This is a genomic window from Legionella rubrilucens (assembly GCF_001468125.1).
Classification (GTDB): domain Bacteria; phylum Pseudomonadota; class Gammaproteobacteria; order Legionellales; family Legionellaceae; genus Legionella_C; species Legionella_C rubrilucens.
Genome location: NZ_LNYT01000007.1, coordinates 687,091 through 708,492, shown reverse-complemented (window position 1 = coordinate 708,492; position 21,402 = coordinate 687,091). Strand labels below are relative to the sequence as shown.

Below are 21,402 nucleotides of genomic sequence, written 5' to 3'. Positions count from 1 at the left end.
AATAGCCAAAAAATAGCATCTTCATCACGGGTATTCAACAGGTTCAATGACAATAAGGCTTGATTGCCTTTTCAAATCTCATATTGAAAATTTAATGCCCACTAAAAAGCGGTTTTCAGCAATTTATAAGAAAAGAGCATTGCATAAGCACGCCGGCTATTTCATAATCCGCCCCACCATATTCTCTACGAGGATATTGCATGACCGCCTTGATTCTGGACGGCAAAGCCCTTGCCCGGTTAAAAAAAGACGAGATCAAACTGGCCATTCAGGCACGGATTGCCAGCGGTCGGCGCGCTCCGGCACTGGCCGTCATACTGGTGGGCGATGACCCTGCTTCACACATTTATGTGACCAATAAAAGCAAAGCCTGCTTGGAGGTAGGCATCACCTCCGAATCCTACCAGTTGCCGGCGAAAGCCTCCGAGCAGGAATTGCTGGATTTAATCGACCGGTTAAATCACTCAACCGCCATTGACGGCATTCTGGTGCAACTGCCTCTTCCCGACCACATGAGCACCCACAAAATCATTGAATGCATCAATCCTCTGAAAGATGTTGACGGTTTTCATCCTTACAATCTGGGACGACTGGCGCAGCGCCTGCCGCTTCTGAGACCCTGTACGCCTTATGGCATTATCCAGTTGCTTCAGGCCAATGGCATCGCCCTGCGTGGTCTCCATACAGTCGTGATAGGCGCATCCAACATTGTCGGTCGGCCCATGGGGCTTGAATTTTTAGGCGAAGGCGCGACCGTCACCATCTGCCATCGTTTTACCAAAAATCTCAGAGAGCATGTGCGCATGGCTGATGTACTGGTGATAGCCACCGGCAAACAGGATGTCGTGGATGCCGACTGGCTGCATCGCGATCAAATCATTATTGATGTCGGTATTCATCGTCTCGCCGATGGAAAACTGCGCGGCGATATTGATTTTGACAAGGCGGTTACCCGGGTTGGCTGGATTACGCCCGTCCCAGGCGGCGTCGGCCCCATGACCATTACCGCCCTGCTGCAAAACACCGTCTTTGCTGCAGCACATCAGGACATCAGCCCGCTACCATAAGTAGGCGGTCGGGTTGTCGGGGCATTCCCCAAGCCCGCATTCAGCCAAAATCGCGACAGCATTGGCTAACGCCAGCACAAGTAACAGAGCAGACACCGCATGCATGATGGATTTTGTCGCCGGAGCATTGCGCCATTGGTTCTGGTATTGCGTATCAACACCCAGGATGATGGTATTAAACAGCACAATGGCCATGGAAATAATGAAGGACCAGGTGTACATGTGCAGCCCTAAAATGCTTGAACCATAGGCGCCGCTGCCAGGGAGCACATGCAAGGCAATCTGCCGTAAAGCCACGAAGGCCGTGAATAAGGCCCCTAGTAGCGTCAGGGCATAATGGCTCGGGCGCAGGCCAAAACGCAAATTCAATAGAAAGCCCATCGCTGCGATTAAAAAACCAGCCCGCTGCAGCAGGCATAAAGGGCAGGGCAATTCATTAAAAACAAACTGAAAAACAAAGGCCATCATTAAAATAAGAACAATGGCAAAGGCATTGAGGAGATTAACAAGCTGCATCATACGATTCATGAACACTGTCTTCATTCCTGTTCCTATAAATTAAGATTCAGCTGACTGGTGATGTGGTGAAGAAAAGAAGCCGTGCCCAGCAAAAGAGCAAAAACCAGTGTCGCGAACGACAGGTTTCGCCGTCCGGCCCAGGCAAGCGATACCGCCAGAGCCAGTACCAGAAATAAAAATGCCATCATACCCTTCGTCCCTGAACTTGCGTTTTATTTACTATAACCCTTTGCGCCATGGGTCGCAATGAGGGCCTGTTTGAAATAAAAAAGCAGCGGGTAATCCGCTGCTTTTTTCCTGTATTTGAAAGAGCAATTGATTGCTGTTAAGGGGTTACTGCTGGTGATGGAGGAGGAGCTCCTGACAATAAATTTAATACCAGCAAAACAATAAAAATCACTAAGAATAAGAAGAATAATATTTTAGCAATTTCCGTTGCTGTTGATGCCACTCCCCGGAAACCAAACAAACCCGCGACAATGGCAATCACCAGAAAAACAAGAGCCCAATATAACATGGTTCACTCCTTAATTTAGTGTCTTCTGAATCGTTCCAATTGCTTGTCGATTTCGTCTTTGGTATAACCGTAATGTTTCGTTAGCTTACCATAAATCTCTTGATTGTCTCCTTCGATTTCAAGTAAATCATCATCTGTGAGCCTTCCCCACTGCTGTTTTATTTTACCTTTCATTTCTTCCCAATTTCCCTCAAATATTTCCTTATTCATTTTTGTTTCTCCGTTGGGTAAATTTTTATTAAAACCTAATGAAAAAATAAAATTTACATTCCTCAATATATAAGAATAGTATTAACAAATTTGATTGTAAAATTTAAAAAATTTAAGCACATAATTATTAAGTGTTTTTTTAAAAAATTTGAACAACCAGGAATATGGGATTTAGATAATAAAAGGAAAAGAAAGAGCCTAAGGCCGATTTGGCCTCAGACTGTATTCGTATCGTGATGACTTGCGGCTTTATCGTCTTTAACGATCCAGTTCATCCCAGTCAAAATCACCATCGAGCTCGTCGAATTCTTCCTTGAGTCGTTTCCTCTCCAGACGTTCTTCGAGTTTTTTACGCAGGTGTTTTTTCCGATTTAACTCATCGGTATCCTCTTCGATAGAAAAATCGGTAAACGAGTAGCTGTCATCATCCTGCTCTTTGTGCAAGCTCATGTCGGCCTCCGTAATGATTCCACGTTATAAGTATAGTGCAAAGCGTGCCAATGATGAGGACTGAAAAAAAGAAGGCGGCGCCTTGCCAGTCAGGCTATAATCAACGTCCTGTCGTCTTGCCATTGATTAGTTATGCTCAGTTACCAACACGGATACCATGCCGGAAATTTTGCCGATGTCATTAAGCACGTCACCTTAACCCGGCTTATCGATTACCTTGTGCAGAAGGACAAGCCTGTTTTTTATTTAGAAACCCATTCCGGCCGCGGCCTCTATGATTTAAAAGACAGCCAGGCCAATAAAACCGCTGAATACAAACAAGGCGTTTCGCTGCTTTGGGAAAAACAACAGCAATTGCCGCCGGTTTTTCTACCCTACCTGAACCTGCTTAAAGCACAAAACCCCACGCAGACTCTGCGTTATTATCCAGGCTCCCCCGCCATTGCCATTGCCCAATTCAGGAAGGACGATCGCTTGTTCTGCTGCGAACTCCATCCCCAGGAATTTGAACAGCTTAAGCAGTTAAAACGTCAGGGTAAGCGGGTGTTTTTCAGCGAATCGGACGGCATTCATCAATTAAAGGCTCTGCTGCCGCCCCCCGAACGACGCGGCTTAGTTTTTATTGATCCGGCCTATGAAATCAAAAGCGAATACAAACACATCCCGCAAGCCATAAAACAGGCCTTCGCCCATTTTTCCAATGGGGTTTATTGCCTGTGGTATCCGCTGGTGGATCATTATCACCATCAGCAATTGGTTAGAAATCTGGCTGAAATCCCCGCGGCCAATACCCTGCGCGTGGAATTTAATTTGACTAAGGCTCAAAGCGGCGGCATGACCGGTTGCGGCCTGTGGATAGCCAATCCCCCCTATACTCTGGCAGGCGAAATGAAGGAAGCCCTGGACTACTTACAGTCCCTGTTTAATCCCGGTATTTCTTCTTATTACATGGAATAACCTACAAGGAAAAAGAGGATGATTATCGTTCCCATTCCGGCGTTTACGGACAATTACATCTGGCTTGTTGTCAACGAAGAACAACACAAAGCGATTTGTGTGGACCCAGGCGACAGTGAACCGGTTTTACATTACCTGAATGAAGAACAACTGACGCTTGAGGCCATTCTATTAACACACCATCATTTCGATCATGTTGGTGGTGTTGAAGGTTTGTTGAACGCCTGGCCCAACACCCCTGTTTACGCGCCTGACGATCCCCGCATTCCGGCAGTGACTCATCCCTTGAGTGATGGCGACAGGCTCTGTTTTTCCAACATGACGCTGCAGGTTTTAAGCACAACCGGCCATACCTCGACCCATATCAGCCTGTATGATGAAGCGCAAAACCTGCTTTTTTGCGGCGACACGCTGTTTTCAGCCGGTTGCGGTCGAGTGTTTGACGGCACCCTGGAAGCCTTGCACGGTTCGCTGGCGCGCTTGAAAACCTTGCCGGATGCCACACAAGTTTACTGTGCCCATGAGTACACGCAGCAGAATCTGCGCTTCGCAGCGACGGTGGAACCGGAGAATGAAGAAATAAGCCGTTACCTGAACGAGCTCGATCAGCATCCCGGCCGTTTAACCCTGCCTTCAACGATTGAGAAAGAAAAGAAAATCAATCCCTTTCTTCGAACCGAGGAGCCGGCAGTGATTGCTTATGTTCAGAGTCGGGGCTTGGTTAGTCAGGAACCCTTGCTGGTGTTTCAACAACTGCGGGAAGATAAAAATAATTTTAAAACTTAGCACCCTGCAAATTAACAATCTCTTGTCTTTCAACAAGGGATCTAATTGAGTATAATTTAACCTATTATCACTTCACTGACCAAAAAATGGTTCGTAAATTCAGGCATATTGCATTTCTAGGTGACAGTTTATCCGATCGAGGCACCATGGATCGCCGTAAACTGTTTGGTTTCATTCCCATGGATTATTTAAGCGGCCTGAAAGGCAAATCGCCGCGCGGACGTTTCACCAACGGCTTTTTATGGGGCGACTTTGTCGCCGCCACCACCGTTGAGCAGTTGGAAATTCTGCGTGCCCGCCGTAACGGAAAACTGCCTGACAGCGGCCGAGGGAATGCGGATTTGGCCGATGCCCTGCTCACCAATGATCATGGCTTTAAACGCCGCAATGAAAATGCCTTTTCTCTTAATGATGATTTGCATGTGTTGTATGAAGGCCACCGCTTAGCGCGTTTTTACTGCGAAGGCGGATTAACGGCACATGATTACTCCGAGGAATTTACCCTGGACTTAGGCAAGGAAGGGGCTCGTCAAATTGTCTCCAACCTCGGCGCCAAACGGCAATCCCTGCTGGATGATGATAAGAAATACAAGATTACGCAAGCTGAAAAAGTAGACACCCTCATCGTGGAATGGTCAGGCGCCAATGACCTGATTACGGTGAACGAAAAGCCCACCATGAAAGAAGCAGACAGGGCAGTCGATGCACGGATAGAGAATATTGAGAAACTGATAGCCCAGGGCTATCGCCAGTTTGTCCTGTTTAATTTGCCTGATTTGTCATTAACGCCGCGTTATGCGCGAAAAGGCGGCGACGAACAAAAAAATGCCCGACTCCTGTCTCTGTACTTCAACGAGCAACTGGCCAAGCGATGTCAACATCTGAAGGAAAAATACGTCAAACTTAATCCGCCGATTTTCCTGGACGTGTTCGATGTCTGCACCCTTCTGCAGGAAGCCTATGACGATCCGAAAAAATACGGTTTTGATAAGGATAAATTAACCACCCCGTTTACTGAATCAGAAGCCTTCAAAAAGGAACAGAACGATCCTGTCGACACCCAAAAACACATCTCGCCCGCCAAAGGGTATATGTTCTGGGATGATGTCCATCCCACCGCGTACATGCACGCCTACCTGGCTGAAACATTTGAACAGCAGTATGAAGACAAGCTTAGGATTGAACCACCGGCTTCGCAGCATGAGGGCAAAAAAAGAGAAGAGCAGCAGCAGCGGCGCTTGGATGAATTGAGATTGGACAGCGCCGAGAAAGCCCTGCCTCGCAATGTTTTGCTCTTATTGAAATCTTTAAATGAGCATGCAGAGACTCTGATGAACTCTTCTTCTTTGCTTCGCCGTTCGAAAGGAGATAAACTTCATGGACTTTATTGCTGTATTCTTCAGGCAAAAGGCGATTTGGAAATCATAACAGACACATTGTCCGCTCTGCGCAAAAATAGACCGAAAATGGAAACCATCGAAACGCATAAAAATCCCATTTATGATTTTTTTGCCCGCAAACACACCACCTACTCTGAAGATCTTATTCAAGCCCTCGAAAAGGCCGTGGACGATGCCATCCAGGCGCACGATAGCCGCGATGAGGAAAAGGAAAGCCAGGGTCATTCGCTGCACTAGGTCCCTGGCATAAGCCAACGCAACACACGTCATTTACAAGGATGTAGAAGACATTTGGGTAAGGAAGCAAAGTCAGCCGAACGATTCTTAAATTGACAGCGTCATACGCTGGATTGACGGTATTCTTATTAACAGGAGGTTATACTGCCTCTCTGCCGTTTTCTTCAGGTCACCACTACAGCCATCAGATGCTGTAGTGGTTTAAGACTAACTATTTAAATCAAAGAGCTTGTATGTTTTGTGCTTGAGGGCCTTTGGCTCCTTGCGTCACAATGAATTGAACTCGTTGACCTTCTGTGAGGGTTTTAAAGCCAGAGCTTAAAATTTCTTTAAAATGAGCAAAGACATCCGGCCCGGAATCCTGCTCAATAAAACCAAATCCTTTGGCTTCGTTAAACCATTTAACGACTCCGTTTACTGTTTTAGACATAAGTATCCTTAAGTATTTATTGTAATGCCTGTAAAGGCGAATTTAGCCGGAAACAAGAATTAAAAACTACCGAACGAGGGATTAAATGAATAAAACGACGATTTGGAGAGTGTAAAATAGACATTTTCTAGCTTTATCCAATGTACAACTCTTTAGGTTAAAAGTCAATCTTATCACCTGAAATAGTTTGTGTTGTATACACCCACGGTTATGTTGATGCCGTTTAACCATGACTTTTAATTGTATTTACGAAATCCATTCACTGTTCAAACTGCATCGACCTTCTTGCAAATGCAAATTGTTCGTTTGTTATTCATTATGAATAAACAAAATAAACAAAAGAACCAATTAAAACCTATTCGGTTAATAAATCAGCAAAAAGGGTTTATTGCCGGGCCATAATTTAGTACACTGGCAAGCCAATAATTAATAACAGGCTTTTGCATTGAAGTATAAGGCATCAATTGTTACGAGATTGTTTCTTTTATTTTCAATCGGTTGCAGCATGTTCACTGCTGCTTTCGCCAGCGCCATTCCTTCGGTCTGGGATGTGTTACGCGGCCAATTAAAACTCAATCATGAAGTGACTCAACCCGAAGTTCAGGCGCAATTGCGCTGGCTTATTTCACACCCCAGCTACCTGCAAAAGCTGGCACGTTCAGAACCTTACATTTATCACATTGTCACTGAAATTCGTAAACGCAACATGCCAGGCGAAATTGCCCTGCTGCCCATGATTGAAAGCGCTTACGATCCTTTTGCCTATTCAGGAGCAGGGGCAGCCGGTTTATGGCAGCTCATGCCCGGAACCGGTAATAATCTCGGATTAAAACAGGATTGGTGGTTTGACGCACGCCGCAGTATCCGTCCTTCAACCGATGCGGCATTGAATTACCTGACTTACCTCAATAAATACTTTAATGGTAACTGGATACTGGCGATCGCCGCCTATGATTCGGGCGAAGGCACCATCTCCAAAGCCATCAGAAACAGCGGCCAATCGCGCAATGTCCGTTTCTGGAATCTGCCGGTACCCGAGGAAACGAGAGCCTATGTCCCCCGCCTCCTCGCTCTGGCTGAAATTATTAAGTACCCGCAACGTTACCATGTCACCCTGCCGGATATCCCGCACACGCCCTATTTTGAAGAAGTCAACATCGGCAGCCAGATTGACTTAAGCCATGCCGCCAAGCTGGCAGGTATTTCCTACAGCGACCTGATTAAATTAAATCCCGGTTACAACCGCTGGGCAACAGCACCCTATAAGCCATTCAAATTATTAATCCCGGCCGATAAGGTGGCTTATTTTAATCGCAATCTCGCGTTGGTTCCTCAGGAAAAACGGGTAAGCCTGACACGCCATCAGGTAAAAAACGGCGACAGCCTCAATTCCATCGCCCAGCGTTATTTCACAACGGTTAAAATGATCCGCGAGCTGAATCAACTGCATTCAGAAAAATTAAAAGCAGGACAGTTCCTGTTGATTCCAAGCAGTAAAAACACCAGTGTCGCGGCCTCCAAACGACCGACTGTACTCAATACACCTGACACGCCGGCAACCACCCAGACTTATAAAGTCCTCCATATCGTCCAGCCCGGCGACAGCTTCCACAGTCTTGAGACCAAATACCATGTTGAGGCCGCCGAAATACGTCGCTGGAATAAAATTCCAAGTCACGCCCTGTTGCGCAAAGGGCAGCAATTAATCATCTGGAAACGTGTGGTTAAAGCCGGCATCTACACGGTGAAAACGGGCGATAACTTAAGCCGCATCGCCAAACGCTACAATACAACCGTGGCTAATCTGACCCGTTTAAACCCTCACATCAACAGCCGCCTGCTTAAGCCAGGTCAGAAATTAATTCTCGGTTAGTTAGTACCGGGAGAAAAAGGCTGATGCGCCTGTGAAACATCAGGCGCCATTTTTAATTTATACAAAAAAACCCGCTTGAAATTGTTAAATCCTTCTCCCGTTTTTGCCGAAATCTCAATGGCCATGCTGTCGCTGTTATTACCCGGCAATTTCTCATCGGCTTTGGTGCCAATGATCATCCGGCTGACCTGTGGAAAAAAACGTTCGGCATAATCCCGGCCGGTGTTGCAGGCCTGATTAAAATGTCGGGAGGACAAATCACCCAGGATGAGAATCAAATCATACTTTTCCTTTCCCTGATGGGAAGCCATAGCGGTTTCATTCATGTCCTCATTCAAATCGAAAACAATGGCCATGTTTTCATCCTGATCCCTAAGCTTTAAGGTGAGAAACGGCTCTGCATCCTGCACCCATAAATTATCCTTGTAATAAAGCAGAAAGGTTCTTTTCCCACAGTCTTTATCCCCCAGTACCAGTACCCGCCTGGTTGGACTCTTATCAACAAAAAAACCCATAGCTCCATTCCTTAATGCAAAAGTAAACAACAAACCGGCCTTAGGATTCTTATGCCCATCTGCGCGCTGCCCGATTAATGTGTAAATATTATACAATAATAGTACTTAATAGGCGCTTTGACAGTAAAACAGAAGGATTTAATAAGGAAGATGCTAAAACACCGTAAAGAAAAGTAAATATAGACAAACTCCCTTGCAAGTTGCGGGTAAATGGTGTGTTATACTTAATGATAACTTAACTGCCTGTAAAAATTAGCAAACACTCATGAAATTATTGTTTGACTTTTTCCCCATACTTCTATTCTTTATTACTTATAAGCTGTATGGCATTTATTATGCTACTGCTGTTGCAATGGTTTCCTCCTTAATCCAGGTTATCTTCTTCAGGCTCAAGTACCAGCGCTACGAAAAAATGCATCTGATCGGCCTTGGCGTTATTTTTATCCTGGGCGGCGCCACCCTCATCCTTCACGATCCCTGGTTTATCAAATGGAAACCAACCGGCATTTATTGGTTGACTGCCCTGGTTTTTTTAGGCTCACGCTTCATCGGCAGCCGCACGCTGATCCAGAAAATGATAGAACATAACATCAAGCTGCCCATGCAGACCTGGTATCGGCTGAATTACGCCTGGGCCGGCTTTTTTATACTGATGGGCATTCTAAATCTCTATGTGGCCTACCATTACAGCACGGATGTCTGGGTGAATTTCAAATTATTCGGCGGCGCGGGATTAACATTACTGTTTGTGTTTCTACAGGCCATTTATTTAAGTCGGCACCTTATCGAAAAGGAAGACGAGAACCAACCCTCCAGGGATTCCGGGAAAAGTCTGCCATAACATTTGGAGCAAACCATGAGATTGCTACTGGTTGAAGATGATGAATTGCTGGGTGATGCCGTCAAGGCCGGCCTGACGCAATTTGGCTATATTGTGGACTGGCTTAAAGACGGCGAGGCTGCCCGCGCTGCCGTAAAAGCCGAATCATTCGAATTGATCATTTTGGACCTGGGTCTACCCAAATTATCCGGTCTTGGGTTTTTACAGGCCATTCGCAACGAAGGCAACGCAACGCCGGTGATCATTCTGACGGCGCGTGAATCAATAGAGGACAGGGTGAAGGGGCTGGACAGCGGCGCCGATGATTACCTGATCAAACCCTTTGATTTAAACGAGTTGAGCGCCCGGGTACGAGCCTTGGTTCGACGCTCTACCGGCCGTGCCGATTCTGTACTGCAGTACCGCAATGTCACGCTTGATCCGGCTGCTCATAGCGTGTACGTCGACGACACCATCGTCAATGTCCCCCGTCGCGAATTTGCCTTGTTGCAGAAGCTTCTGGAAAACAGTGGTCAGGTTCTCTCCAGAGAGCAATTAATGCAGAGCATCTACGGGTGGGATGAGGACGTCGACAGCAACGCGCTGGAAGTTCATATTCATAATCTGCGTAAAAAGCTCAATGCCAATTTCATTCGTACGATACGCGGTGTAGGGTACATGGCTGAAAAGAACGAGAGTAACTGACGTCTGTGAAATCTTCAATACGCAAGTTTTTATTGATCAATCTTTTATTGGCTATCACGATCACGACGACGTTAACTGCCATAGGGAATTATTATCTCGATCAGAAAGACATCCAGGAGCACCTGGATACGCTGATGGCGATTTCCGCTTTATCCTATCAGGCCTTGCTCGGGGATGATCTGCATGAGCGCCCCCTGGTGAAGATTCAGAATAACCTGGAAATTATTCCACAGAAAATTGAAAATTATTATCAGCGGCGTTTTTTAAACGATCTGCCCCCTAAAAATTACCTTGATAAATTTAACTTTCAGGTCTGGACCAACGGCGGAAAATTGCTTCTGCATTCCTCCACCGCCCCTAAAATTCCTTTAACCGCTGAAGAAGACGGGTTCAGCGACAAATACCTTTCGGATCAAAAATGGCGGGTATTTACCACCTACAATGACAAAGCCGGCATACGCACCGTACTGGCTGAACGCTATGATACCCGCAATGAATTAGGGCATCGCATCGCCCAGGATGATCTTTACATCATGTTGCTCACTTTCCCGCTTTCCGGGCTGTTGATCTGGATTATTATCGGCCGTGGCTTAGATAGCCTTGACCGTGTGGCACAAGAAGTGGCTAACCGCGCCCCGACCCATTTAAAACCGGTGGATCTGGAAGAAGTCCCCGAAGAAATCAAACCCGTTATTGATGAATTGAATAAATTGTTTTATCGCCTGCAGGAAGGCTTTGAGCGCGAGAAGCGCTTTGCCGCTGACGCAGCCCATGAATTACGAACCCCGCTTGCCGCACTCAAAGCCCAGGCTCAGGTGGCTTTAAATACCAATGATCTGGAAGAAAAAAACCTGGCATTGCAGAAGCTCATTGCCAGTGTCAATCGCAGCACACACATTGTGCAGCAACTTTTAACCATGAGCAAACTGGTTCCTGAAGCCAATTCTCTGAATGACATTGATGCAGTCAATCTGGTCAAAATTACCCGTGAAGTGTTAGCCATGCTGGCGCCCAGTGCTGTCGAAAAACAGATTGAGCTTGAGTTTGAACATGAAGAGAACCTGCCTGAGTTTGCCGGCAATCTGACAGCCATCAGCATTCTTATCCGCAACCTGGTTGACAATGCCATCCGCTATTGCAAGGATGCCGGCAAGGTACTGGTGCAGGTTTACCAGAAAAACGACGACATCGTTCTCCAAGTGTCTGATAATGGTCCGGGTATACCCAGTGAATTGCAATCGCGCGTTTTTGAACGTTTTTTCAGGGTGTTAGGAAACAAAAGTCCCGGCAGCGGACTGGGTCTTGCCATTGTCAGACAAATTACGGATCTCCACGGCGGCAAAGTGGAACTCGATTCGCCTAAAGAAGGCACGGGCCTCATTGTCCGTGTTTATTTTCCTCTGCATCAGGACAATCCAAAAGAGCAGTTTACAGAATAAAGGCCAGGCGTCCTTCGCTGAGGCTGAAGGTGAGCCTGACCCTACTGAACCGCCAGTTAAGCCCTCACCGCGAGAAGCTGCAAGGCTTGGCGAATCAGTTGCTCGCAGTTTTTTGTGCCATCATCGATTTTTTTAATTACTTTCACTGCATCCTGACTTTTATAGCCTAATGCCTCAAGGGCGCTGATGGCTTCCTGCTGATCATGGTGCAGACCGCCCGGTGATTTTGAGGTAAACAGATGGAATGACTCGACATTCGACAAATGACTCAGATTGTCTTTCATCTCCATGACTAAACGCTCTGCTGTTTTTTTACCAATGCCAGGGATATGAGTCAATTGCAGGGTATTATTCTGATGGACACACTGAATAAATTCATGGGGGGTAATGCTTGAAAGGATACTCAATGCCACCTTGGGGCCAATACCGTTAACCTTAAGCAAAGCCCTGAACAGAGCCCGTTCCTGCTTATCCGCAAAACCATAAAGCAAGAGGGCATCTTCGCGCACGATGGTATGGATGTGCAACGCCAGCAGGCCTTCTCTGGACTCCACTTCAAAAAAAGTAGGCAACGAGGTTTCAATGTCGTACCCGACGCCATTCACATCGAGAACCATTTTTCCTGGATGTTCCTTATCAATAATTTTTCCCTGTAACCAGCCAATCATTGCTTTACCCTCCTGAGCTGTTTCTGTTGACGTCCCATTAAACTTTGACGCCAGTGGCTGTGGCAAATGGCAATAGCCAGGGCATCTGCCGCGTCGCTTTGTGGCGAACTGTTTAGCATCAGTAAATGAATCACCATTTGCTTGACCTGATCTTTGGTGGCGCCGCCATACCCTACGAGCGCCTGCTTCACCTCACGCGGCGAATACTCATTGATTTTTACACGATGAGAAGCCGCAGCCACCATGGCTGCCCCCCGCGCATGCCCTAATTTCAATGCTGAATTAGGGTTTTGGTGCATAAACACCTGTTCAATGGCAACTTCATTGGGGCTGAAATCATCCATTAACTGGCAGATGCCGTTAAAGATTTCCAGCAAGCGCTCACTTAACTCGCCCTCTGCCGTTCGTATGCAACCGCTGTCGACATACGCAAGACGCCGCTTTTCCTCCCGGATGATCCCGTAACCTGTGACACGGGAGCCGGGATCAATGCCTAGAATGATGCTCATCCGGCCATGGATTCCAGTAAAGCCTCCGGAAACTGGGCATTGCTGTGTACTTCCTGCACATCATCCAGATCTTCCAGCATGTCAATCAATTTAATTAGGGTTTCAGCGGAATCGTTATCGATGGTCACGAGAGTCTGCGCATTCATGGTTAAGCCGGATTGTTCAATCTCATAACCGGCTTGCTGCAAGGCATGAAGCACTGCGTGATAGGTCTCCGCACTGGTGATCACTTCAATTTGTCCATCCTCAACCAGTACATCTTCGGCGCCTGCCTCAATGGCAAGTTCCATTACCGCCTCTTCAGGTTGACCGGCAGCCAGCAGTATAGAACCCTGTTTGGTGAAAAGATAAGAAACGGAACCGTCAGTCCCCAGATTGCCGCCGTGTTTGGTGAAGGCATGCCGCACCTCCGAAACCGTGCGGTTTTTGTTATCGGATAGGCAATCAACCAGAATGGCCACGCCGCCTGGGCCGTAGCCCTCGTAGCGCATTTCCATCATGTTTTCACCGTCTAAACCGCCTGCGCCGCGTTTAATGGCATTGTCGATGGTGTCACGCTTCATGTTGGCTTTCAGCGCTTTGATCACCGCGTCGCGAAGGCGCGGATTCGATGATTCATCACCGCCGCCCATTCTTGCTGAAACAGTAATTTCACGGATCAATTTAGTAAAAATTTTCCCGCGTTTGGCGTCCTGAACACCTTTCCTGAATTTGATATTCGCCCATTTACTATGACCGGCCATCGCCTCTACCTCTATACTGTCAAATAGTCAAATTATACCCTGTTCAGGGAATAAAAAGAACGGGAGACGGAATGAAACTCGACAAGCTTATTCGCTTCAAGCTATGCTAGTGACCTATTTTGCAAGGGAGGAGGCATTGAGTGTATCTCGCAGGCTTTGGCAACTTTCATCAAACGGAAGCAATCCCCGGTTCTCTACCGAAAGAACAGAATTCGCCTCAGGAATGTCCTTTCGGTCTTTACGCCGAACAACTAAGCGGCAGCGCCTTCACCAGGCCCCGCCACCTCAACCTGCGAAGCTGGCTCTACCGCACAGCGCCATCGGTTATCCAGGGCGATTACGTTCCTTATCGGGAGCAACCCTTAGTCCACTTTGATACGCTGCAACCCCCTAACCCTTTTCGCTGGTCGCCCTTGCCCTCCCCGGATGCGCCAACGGATTTCGTTGACGGGCTTTTTCATTTAGCCGGCAATGCCAGTAACAATGCGTTTCTCTACCAGTGCAACCGCTCCATGCACCAGCGCTATTTTTACAGCAGTGACGGTGAAATGCTGTTCGTCCCCTACCTCGGTGATCTGCTGCTTCATACGGAATTTGGCAAGCTGTCCATAGGTCCAGGTAAAATTGCGGTGATCCCCCGCGGGGTTAAATTCCGGGTGGAATTAAACAGTCCGCTTGCTTCAGGCTACCTGTGTGAAAACGCCGGCATGCCGCTTACTCTGCCGCAGTTAGGCCCGATTGGCGCCAACGGCCTGGCTAATCCCCGCCATTTTCTATACCCCTGCGCCGATTATGAGGAACGGCATGACGAGGTGAAACTGATTTGCAAATACCAACACCGTCTCTGGACAGCCGACAGCAACCACTCCCCGCTCAATGTGGTCGCCTGGCAGGGAAATTATGCGCCCTACAGTTACGATCTTTCTTTATTCAATACCATCAATACCGTCAGTTTCGATCACCCCGATCCATCCATTTTTACAGTATTGACCTCCGAAAGCCACATACCCGGCATTGCCAATCTGGATTTTGTTATCTTCCCGCCGCGATGGATGGTGGCCGAACACACGTTCCGCCCGCCCTACTTCCACCGCAATATCATGAGTGAACTCATGGGATTAATTCAGGGCGAATACGATGCCAAACCGGATGGTTTTTTACCAGGCGGCGTCAGTATTCATAATTGCATGACCGCACATGGGCCTGATAATACCGCCTATCAACAGGCGATTAAGGATTCGTTAAAGCCGGTGCAGTATAAAAATACTTTAGCTTTTATGTTTGAAACCAACGAAACCTGGCTGATAAACCCAACGGCCATGGCGCATCCGGCAAGACAAAAGGACTATACCCAATGCTGGCAAACCCTGCCATTCGCTTACACATCCTAGACCTCGAGAAGGCTTCGACTCCTTTTCAGCAATAAAAAAACCCGGCGGATGCCGGGTTTTTAGTCTGTCTGGAAATTAAAATAAATCTTCCTGAGTTAAACCCACCCTCTCGAGTAAACCGCGCAGGGTTTTTAAGGCTTCCACCTGGATTTGCCGCACGCGCTCACGCGTTAAATCAATTTCCTTGCCGACATCTTCCAGCGTCGCTTTTTCAAAACCGCGTAATCCAAAGCGTCGGGCAATCACCTGCTGCTGGTTTTCGGTCAGTTTATCGAGCAACGATTCAATGTGGGCACGCAGGTTTTCATCAGTCAACAGTTCCGCCGGGTTCATGCTGTTTTCATCAGCAATGGTATCGAGCAGGGATTTGTTTTCATCATAACCAATGGGTGTGTCCACCGACGCAACCTTGTCGTTTAGACCCAGTAATTTTTCAACGTCTTCCAGAGGCTTATCCACCATTTCAGCAATTTCTTCTGCGGAGGGCTCGTGATCCAGTTTTTGCGTCAACTGACGGGCTGCACGAAGATAGACATTCAATTCTTTCACCACATGAATAGGCAATCGAATAGTACGGGTCTGATTCATGATTGCCCTTTCAATCGTTTGGCGAATCCACCAGGTCGCATAGGTGGAAAAACGAAAACCGCGATCCGGATCAAATTTTTCCACAGACTTCATCAACCCGAGATTTCCTTCTTCGATTAAATCAAGTAAAGGCAAACCGCGATTCAAGTATCGCCTGGAAATTTTGACCACCAGACGCAGGTTGGATTCAATCATTTTTTTACGCGCGGCAGCATCCCCTTTGAGCGCCAGACGCGCATAATGCACTTCCTCTTCGGCGGAAAGCAGCGGCGAAAAGCCGATTTCGCTCAGATAAAGCTGAGTGGCATCCATGACCTTGGCTGCCTGCCGGCCGCGTTGAAAACTGGGAAATGTCTCTTCGTCCGAAAAATCGGGTTGCTCTTCTTCCTCATTGACGACCAGATCGTCCTCCAGGAGCAACGACTCGTCAGCAGACTCTTCCCAATCGTCTTCGGGGACCGCTGTTTCTTTTGTAGAATCGTCTTCAGTCTGCATGATTTCACCTGTTGTGTTTAAATCGATACAAAGAAGAAACACTTATCCTATTGTTGCAATACCGGCCTGTCCGCTGTCAACCTCGTCGCAAATAACTCATGGGATTGACAGGTTGGCCTGAGCGGCGGATTTCAAAGTGCACGCCAAAAAATTTCCTGTCTATTATTCCCATGTCGGCAATTATTTGCCCGGCTTTAACCCGTTGACCTTCTTTTACGCGATTATGAAGATTATTGCCGTATGCCGTTAAGAATTGCCCATCATGCTTGATGATAATTAAATTACCATAGCCTGAGAGTCCACTGCCTGCATAAGCAACAACCCCATTCGCAGAAGCACGAACCAGGTCGCCTTTTTTACCAGCAATATCTATGCCTTTTTTTCCCTGTTGGGGAACAAAACCGGTCACTATTCGCCCTTGAGCAGGCCACTGCCATGCACCGCCGTAACGCCGAGGTGTTGAAAACCACCCGCGTTTCGCAGGCATGGTGTATTTTTTCCTGTCCGGTGCCGGTTGCCAGCGTTTGACCGCAGGCGTTGTTTGCCGATAAGGATGCGGTTTACTTCTTTGAGTATAAACTGATTTCCTAATCCTCAATACCTGCCCGACCCGCAAGGCATACGGGCTTCGCAGCCGATTGTAGGCAGCAAGCTGCCGGAAATCGGTATCGTAGCGAAAAGCCACGGCATACAATGTTTCGCCAGGACGGACAATGTGAATCCCTTGAGAGTTAATATGGGGTTGCCATTTTAATTCTTCAACAGGCGCTAAATCAGTTCGTTCGCCGCAACCTGCAAGCAATGCACTAATCAACAACAGAAAAAGCGTGCGCATGATAACTCTCAGACAATGTATTTCGCCACGATAAACCCAAGCACGATAAGCAATACCGCCAACCAACCCAACCAATCAATGATCGGCCTGAGTTTAGTCTCAATCCGGTCGCCCATGTAAAACAAAATGCCGGACACTAAAAAGAACCGCAGCCCTCTGCCTAAAAACGAGGCCAGCACAAAAGGCAGAATGGCCATCTGCAGGGCACCTGCCGCAATGGTGAACAGTTTATAGGGAATAGGGGAAAAACCAGCGATAAAAATAATCCACAGCCCATACACTTTAAACAGATCCACCACGTGCAGGTAACTGTGATAATAGGAGGAGCCGTTTAGCCAGTGCGATAGAATCTCAATACCAAAAAAACCAATCAGGTAGCCAAACAGACCGCCCAGTACTGAAAAAATCGTCGTAATCAGGGCATAACGCCAGGATTTTTCCGGGGCGGCCAAACCCATGGCGATGAGCATCACATCCGGTGGAATGGGAAAAAAAGACGATTCGGCAAACGAAACGCCGGCTAAATAATAAGGCGCATGACTATGCCCCGACCAGCGAATCATTTTGTCATATAAATAGGAAAAAATTCGGATTATTCCCAATTGATGCCATCCACCCAATTTGATAATTGATCAAAGACTTTGTAATGCGTCATGTCCAGATTTAAAGGAGTTATGGAAACGAAACCCTGGCTTATCGCATAAAAATCAGTTCCAGGCCCGGCGTCTGCCTCAGAGCCCGGCAAGCCTACCCAATAAATGGGACGCCCCCGCGGATCATTTTGTTTAATCATCGGTTCCGCGCCATGGCGTGTGCCTAAGCGGGTGACTTCGATGCCCTTAATCTGCTGAAGCGGCAAATCCGGGATATTGACATTCAAAATCGTTTGCAGCGGCAGCAGGTCTGCCTTAATCCTGGTCACCAATTGCCGGGCAATCACGGCGGCCGTGTCATAATGCTGGATATTACCGTTCCCTGCCATCGAAAAGGCAATGGCCGGCAATCCCAGGTACCGCCCTTCCATCGCAGCAGCCACCGTGCCTGAATAAAGGATATCATCCCCCAGATTGGAACCATCATTAATGCCGGAAACCACCATATCCACCACATTCGGCTCAAGAAAGCCAGTGACGGCAAGGTGCACACAATCGGTGGGCGTGCCTTCCACACAGTAATAGCCATTATCCAGTTGTTTAACCCGCAGGGGACGCGTCAGGGTTAAGGAATTACTGGCACCGCTGCGATTTCTGTCGGGAGCAACCACAAACACGTCGGCAATCGTCGCCATCTCATTGGCTAAAGCCCGAATTCCCGGGCTGAATACCCCATCGTCATTACTAACCAGAATTTTCATGTCTACCCTTCCGGCGCTTCAAGCCATCTTACAATGGCCAGTAACTCGGCCAATTGCTGTTGTTTTTTTTCAATGTCAGCCGCAAGCTGCGGTTGGTTGGGGTTTTGCTCAAGCAGAGCCTGCTGTTTACCCAACTCTTCCTGAAGGCTTAAAATACGAGAACCAAAACGCTGAGGATTGATTTGCAATTGATATGCCATCTGGCTGACCTCGGCAAACACCGGCTTTAATTCATCACAGCTTAAATGACGGGGTTGCTTTTCAGGGCAGGCTTTCATCACATCAATCAATTCCGGCGGATTCAAACGGTAGTAGCGCTCATCATGAGCCGCACAGGAATTGAGCATGAACATTGCCCATGCCATGACCACAAATCTCAACATCAGAAACCTCGGGTTCGCCCTATTGAAAGAATGAATGTTAACACAGAGTGAAAGCCTTAGGTAAGATCTGCCCCAGCGACAGCCCTTGTCTGCATGCAATAGAGACAGGTGATATTTTATGAGTCCCAGATTGAATAAATTTTAGCAATTCGTTAAGGTATAGCGATTTAAGCGGTGATGAAATATTATGCTGGACTTTAAAATTGTACGCGACGACGAGACAGGCGAACTCTTTATAGAAACCTCGATAACCGGTAAACCGTTATTAACCATTCCCCAACTCAATAAAAGCACGGCTTTTACCCAGGAAGAGCGTCGTGCCTTCGGTCTTTTAGGGAAACTGCCCCACCGTATCGAAACACTGGACGAGCAGGTCAAACGCGCCTACCTGCAATACTCAGGCTACACCACCCGCCTGCAGCAGAATATCTACCTTAATAATCTGCATGACAAAAACCAGATTCTTTTTTATAAATTACTGAGCCGCCACCTTGCCGAAATGCTGCCCACCATTTACACCCCCATCGTCGGCACAGCGGTCAAACGTTTCAGCCATGAATACCGTCAGCCGCGTGGACTCTATATCGCCCATTCCGATAAAAACTGGCTTGAAGAAATTGTCACCAACCGCTCCAATCCCGACATCGATCTGATTGTGGTGACTGATGGCGAAGGGGTGTTGGGTATTGGCGATCAGGGCATCGGCGGCATGGATATCCCCGTCGCCAAACTGATGGTCTACAGCCTCTGTGGCGGGATCGATCCGACACGGACGCTGCCTGTGTTTCTTGACGTAGGGACGAATAACCAGGATTTGCTCAATGATCCCATGTACCTGGGATGCCGTCATCCCCGCATCAATGCAGAACAATACGATGCGTTTATTTCGGCATTTGTCAGCGCCATACGCAAGCATTTCCCCAATGCCTTCCTGCATTGGGAGGATTTTGGCCGCGGCAATGCGCGACGCATCCTCGATAAATTCCAGGATGAATTATGTACTTTTAATGATGACATTCAGGGCACCGGAGCGGTCACTCTGGCGGCGCTGCTGGCCGCCTGCGATGTGACCGGCAAACCGCTTGAAGATCATTGCATCGTAGTCTTTGGCGCAGGCTCAGCGGGCACGGGCATCAGCGATCAGATTGTCGACGCCCTGATGCGGCGCGGATTAAGCGCTGAGGAAGCCTATCGCCGCTTCTGGCTTATCGATCGTCAGGGGCTTTTGCTGGAATGCGACCAGGAACTGACCGAAGCGCAGCAGCCCTACGCACGAAAAATGGCAGACGTGGCTGCATGGTCAATCAATGACCGGCAGCATCCGTCCTTGACCGACACCGTTCGTCATGTCAAACCCACCATTTTAATCGGTTGTTCAGCCCAGCCCGGCGCTTTTTCGCAGGATATCATCGAAACCATGTCCAAAACCTGCGAACGTCCGATTATTTTCCCCCTGTCCAACCCGGATGAGAAATGCGAAGCCCAACCTGCCGACATTCTCGCCTGGAGTCAGGGCCGGGCATTGATTGCAACCGGTACTGCCTTCCCCGCTGTGGAATACCAGAACCGCCTCGTGGACATTGCCCAGTGTAACAATGCTCTGGTTTTCCCAGGCATTGGCTTAGGCATTCTGGCGGTTGGGGCTTCACGTTTATCGAAAGGCATGATTTGGGCAGCCGCCGAAGAACTCAGCGGACACTCGCCCAGCAAAAAAGACAGCTTCCTGCCCTTATTGCCTTCCCTGGACGATGCACAGACCGTGGCTAAAAACATTGCCGTGGCCGTTGCCAGAACAGCCATAGCCGAGGAGCTTGCACAAAAAAATCAGGACAAAGACCTTGAACCATTAATTCAGGACATGTTCTGGGAACCCCGCTACCTCCCTTTTCGAAAAAAAGATCGCGACTAACGTACAGTGATTAAGAAAGGTCATGCTTTTTATTTTTGATTTCGATGGAACCATTGTTTCAGAAAATACACATAATCTGCTGGCTGGCTCCTCGGGCAATCTCGAGGAGTCTTGGCAAATCCTGAGCAGCATAGAGCCTCTGGGAGGCACCGCGATCTGGAAAGAAACATTGCAATTACTGCTTAAAAAAGGCCATCATGTGGCCATTGCGTCGTTCAACAGCTTTGGAAGCTTGCTTTTTCCACGTTACCTTAAGGACGTCATTGGCCTTGAGTCCTCCGAGGTCGACAGGATTTGTATCCATTCCTGGATGCCATTGCCCCTACAGGGCGCCAATAAAAATCAACATATTCAGGCCATTCAGTCGGAACTGAATTATCAAGGTCCGGCTTGCCTTGTCGATGATGACGACAACAACCTCAAAGCGGCCAAATCACAGGGTCTTTTCACTATCCCTGCCAGCGGAGAGCCTCTGCTTGAAGTTCGAAAACTTGCCCTCACTCCACCGAAATACAATCAATTCTTCCGTGCCGTTCATTTTTCAGATATCCCCCTGCTTAACGCCTTTTGCTGCTGCAAACGCAATTAATATATCCTTAATG

At 47.8% G+C, this 21,402-nt stretch carries 26 protein-coding genes; 11 read left to right on the top strand and 15 right to left on the bottom strand.

The window, feature by feature from the left end:
* Window positions 1–200 precede the first annotated feature (200 nt).
* Window positions 201–1,067: a bifunctional methylenetetrahydrofolate dehydrogenase/methenyltetrahydrofolate cyclohydrolase FolD gene (gene folD, locus Lrub_RS06755; protein WP_058531401.1), complete on the top strand. Its 867-nt coding sequence runs from the start codon at window positions 201–203 to the stop codon at window positions 1,065–1,067.
* Here folD and Lrub_RS06750 read toward each other — a convergent pair.
* The 5 genes from Lrub_RS06750 to Lrub_RS06735 all read right to left on the bottom strand — a co-directional run bounded on the left by Lrub_RS06750 (window position 1,059) and on the right by Lrub_RS06735 (window position 2,763).
* Window positions 1,059–1,610 (bottom strand): disulfide bond formation protein B, encoded by a 552-nt coding sequence (locus Lrub_RS06750; RefSeq protein ID WP_065235723.1) that lies wholly within the window; start codon window positions 1,608–1,610, stop codon window positions 1,059–1,061. The genes folD and Lrub_RS06750 overlap by 9 nt on opposite strands.
* Window positions 1,611–1,618: 8 nt before the next feature.
* Window positions 1,619–1,774: a DUF5993 family protein gene (locus Lrub_RS14725; RefSeq protein ID WP_156413028.1), complete on the bottom strand. Its 156-nt coding sequence runs from the start codon at window positions 1,772–1,774 to the stop codon at window positions 1,619–1,621.
* A 137-nt stretch (window positions 1,775–1,911) separates the two neighbouring features.
* Window positions 1,912–2,103 (bottom strand): DUF1328 domain-containing protein, encoded by a 192-nt coding sequence (locus Lrub_RS06745; RefSeq protein WP_058531399.1) that lies wholly within the window; start codon window positions 2,101–2,103, stop codon window positions 1,912–1,914.
* Between the two features lie 15 nt (window positions 2,104–2,118).
* Window positions 2,119–2,313, bottom strand: a complete 195-nt coding sequence (locus tag Lrub_RS06740; RefSeq protein WP_058531398.1) for a CsbD family protein — start codon at window positions 2,311–2,313, stop codon at window positions 2,119–2,121.
* A 258-nt stretch (window positions 2,314–2,571) separates the two neighbouring features.
* Window positions 2,572–2,763, bottom strand: a complete 192-nt coding sequence (locus tag Lrub_RS06735) for a hypothetical protein (protein WP_058531397.1) — start codon at window positions 2,761–2,763, stop codon at window positions 2,572–2,574.
* Window positions 2,764–2,895: 132 nt separating this feature from the next.
* Here Lrub_RS06735 and Lrub_RS06730 point away from each other — a divergent pair, with 132 nt between their 5' ends.
* The 3 genes from Lrub_RS06730 (at window position 2,896) to Lrub_RS06720 (ending at window position 6,143) form a co-directional block, all read left to right on the top strand.
* On the top strand, window positions 2,896–3,720 hold the full coding sequence (locus tag Lrub_RS06730; protein ID WP_058531396.1) for a 23S rRNA (adenine(2030)-N(6))-methyltransferase RlmJ: 825 nt from the start codon (window positions 2,896–2,898) through the stop codon (window positions 3,718–3,720).
* An 18-nt stretch (window positions 3,721–3,738) separates the two neighbouring features.
* Window positions 3,739–4,506 carry a hydroxyacylglutathione hydrolase gene (gene gloB, locus Lrub_RS06725; protein ID WP_058531395.1) on the top strand — a complete coding sequence of 256 codons (768 nt, stop codon included), beginning with the start codon at window positions 3,739–3,741 and terminating at the stop codon, window positions 4,504–4,506.
* A gap of 86 nt (window positions 4,507–4,592) precedes the next feature.
* Entirely contained in the window at window positions 4,593–6,143 is a 1,551-nt protein-coding gene (locus Lrub_RS06720; RefSeq protein ID WP_058531394.1) for an SGNH/GDSL hydrolase family protein, read from the top strand.
* 220 nt (window positions 6,144–6,363) lie between these two features.
* Here the strand turns inward: Lrub_RS06720 and Lrub_RS06715 are convergent, their stop codons facing one another.
* Complete coding sequence (locus Lrub_RS06715) at window positions 6,364–6,573, bottom strand: cold-shock protein (protein ID WP_058531393.1); 210 nt, start codon at window positions 6,571–6,573, stop codon at window positions 6,364–6,366.
* Between the two features lie 505 nt (window positions 6,574–7,078).
* On the opposite strand from Lrub_RS06715, the gene Lrub_RS06710 reads away from it, so the two are divergent.
* Window positions 7,079–8,446, top strand: coding sequence for a lytic transglycosylase (locus Lrub_RS06710; protein WP_058531392.1), 1,368 nt, complete (start codon window positions 7,079–7,081; stop codon window positions 8,444–8,446).
* Here Lrub_RS06710 and Lrub_RS06705 read toward each other — a convergent pair.
* Complete coding sequence (locus Lrub_RS06705; protein WP_058531391.1) at window positions 8,443–8,961, bottom strand: hypothetical protein; 519 nt, start codon at window positions 8,959–8,961, stop codon at window positions 8,443–8,445. The genes Lrub_RS06710 and Lrub_RS06705 overlap by 4 nt on opposite strands.
* A 265-nt stretch (window positions 8,962–9,226) precedes the next feature.
* On the opposite strand from Lrub_RS06705, the gene Lrub_RS06700 reads away from it, so the two are divergent.
* The 3 genes from Lrub_RS06700 to Lrub_RS06690 are packed head-to-tail and all read left to right on the top strand — an operon-like array spanning window position 9,227 to window position 11,925.
* The gene (locus Lrub_RS06700; RefSeq protein WP_058531390.1) at window positions 9,227–9,802 is read left to right on the top strand and encodes a septation protein A; all 576 of its coding nucleotides are present in this window, start codon (window positions 9,227–9,229) and stop codon (window positions 9,800–9,802) included.
* Between the two features lie 15 nt (window positions 9,803–9,817).
* Window positions 9,818–10,486, top strand: a complete 669-nt coding sequence (locus Lrub_RS06695) for a response regulator (protein ID WP_058531389.1) — start codon at window positions 9,818–9,820, stop codon at window positions 10,484–10,486.
* A 5-nt stretch (window positions 10,487–10,491) separates the two neighbouring features.
* A complete protein-coding gene (locus Lrub_RS06690; RefSeq protein WP_058531388.1) occupies window positions 10,492–11,925 on the top strand; it encodes an ATP-binding protein in 1,434 nt (477 codons plus the stop codon).
* A gap of 56 nt (window positions 11,926–11,981) precedes the next feature.
* Here the strand turns inward: Lrub_RS06690 and ruvA are convergent, their stop codons facing one another.
* From ruvA to Lrub_RS06675, 3 genes are read right to left on the bottom strand one after another with little or no spacing between them, the layout of a single operon-like run.
* Entirely contained in the window at window positions 11,982–12,593 is a 612-nt protein-coding gene (gene ruvA / locus Lrub_RS06685) for a Holliday junction branch migration protein RuvA (RefSeq protein WP_058531387.1), read from the bottom strand.
* Window positions 12,590–13,102, bottom strand: coding sequence for a crossover junction endodeoxyribonuclease RuvC (ruvC, locus tag Lrub_RS06680; protein ID WP_058531386.1), 513 nt, complete (start codon window positions 13,100–13,102; stop codon window positions 12,590–12,592). The genes ruvA and ruvC overlap by 4 nt, the downstream gene beginning before the upstream one ends.
* On the bottom strand, window positions 13,099–13,845 hold the full coding sequence (locus Lrub_RS06675) for a YebC/PmpR family DNA-binding transcriptional regulator (RefSeq protein ID WP_058531385.1): 747 nt from the start codon (window positions 13,843–13,845) through the stop codon (window positions 13,099–13,101). The genes ruvC and Lrub_RS06675 overlap by 4 nt, the downstream gene beginning before the upstream one ends.
* A gap of 140 nt (window positions 13,846–13,985) precedes the next feature.
* On the opposite strand from Lrub_RS06675, the gene hmgA reads away from it, so the two are divergent.
* Window positions 13,986–15,236, top strand: coding sequence for a homogentisate 1,2-dioxygenase (gene hmgA / locus Lrub_RS06670; RefSeq protein ID WP_058531384.1), 1,251 nt, complete (start codon window positions 13,986–13,988; stop codon window positions 15,234–15,236).
* A gap of 75 nt (window positions 15,237–15,311) precedes the next feature.
* Here hmgA and rpoS read toward each other — a convergent pair whose 3' ends face one another.
* The 5 genes from rpoS to Lrub_RS06645 form a co-directional block, all read right to left on the bottom strand.
* Window positions 15,312–16,319 carry an RNA polymerase sigma factor RpoS gene (gene rpoS, locus Lrub_RS06665; protein WP_058531383.1) on the bottom strand — a complete coding sequence of 336 codons (1,008 nt, stop codon included), beginning with the start codon at window positions 16,317–16,319 and terminating at the stop codon, window positions 15,312–15,314.
* Between the two features lie 76 nt (window positions 16,320–16,395).
* Entirely contained in the window at window positions 16,396–17,154 is a 759-nt protein-coding gene (locus Lrub_RS06660; protein ID WP_058531382.1) for a peptidoglycan DD-metalloendopeptidase family protein, read from the bottom strand.
* Between the two features lie 8 nt (window positions 17,155–17,162).
* Window positions 17,163–17,717: a YqaA family protein gene (locus tag Lrub_RS06655; protein ID WP_202813746.1), complete on the bottom strand. Its 555-nt coding sequence runs from the start codon at window positions 17,715–17,717 to the stop codon at window positions 17,163–17,165.
* A gap of 29 nt (window positions 17,718–17,746) precedes the next feature.
* A complete protein-coding gene (gene surE / locus Lrub_RS06650) occupies window positions 17,747–18,508 on the bottom strand; it encodes a 5'/3'-nucleotidase SurE (RefSeq protein WP_058531381.1) in 762 nt (253 codons plus the stop codon).
* A 2-nt stretch (window positions 18,509–18,510) separates the two neighbouring features.
* Window positions 18,511–18,891, bottom strand: a complete 381-nt coding sequence (locus Lrub_RS06645) for a hypothetical protein (protein ID WP_065235722.1) — start codon at window positions 18,889–18,891, stop codon at window positions 18,511–18,513.
* Window positions 18,892–19,078: 187 nt separating this feature from the next.
* Between Lrub_RS06645 and Lrub_RS06640 the strand changes: the two genes are divergently transcribed.
* Both Lrub_RS06640 and Lrub_RS06635 read left to right on the top strand, forming a co-directional pair.
* Window positions 19,079–20,800 carry an NAD-dependent malic enzyme gene (locus tag Lrub_RS06640; RefSeq protein WP_058531379.1) on the top strand — a complete coding sequence of 574 codons (1,722 nt, stop codon included), beginning with the start codon at window positions 19,079–19,081 and terminating at the stop codon, window positions 20,798–20,800.
* Window positions 20,801–20,822: 22 nt separating this feature from the next.
* The gene (locus Lrub_RS06635) at window positions 20,823–21,389 is read left to right on the top strand and encodes an HAD family hydrolase (protein ID WP_058531378.1); all 567 of its coding nucleotides are present in this window, start codon (window positions 20,823–20,825) and stop codon (window positions 21,387–21,389) included.
* Window positions 21,390–21,402 lie beyond the last annotated feature (13 nt).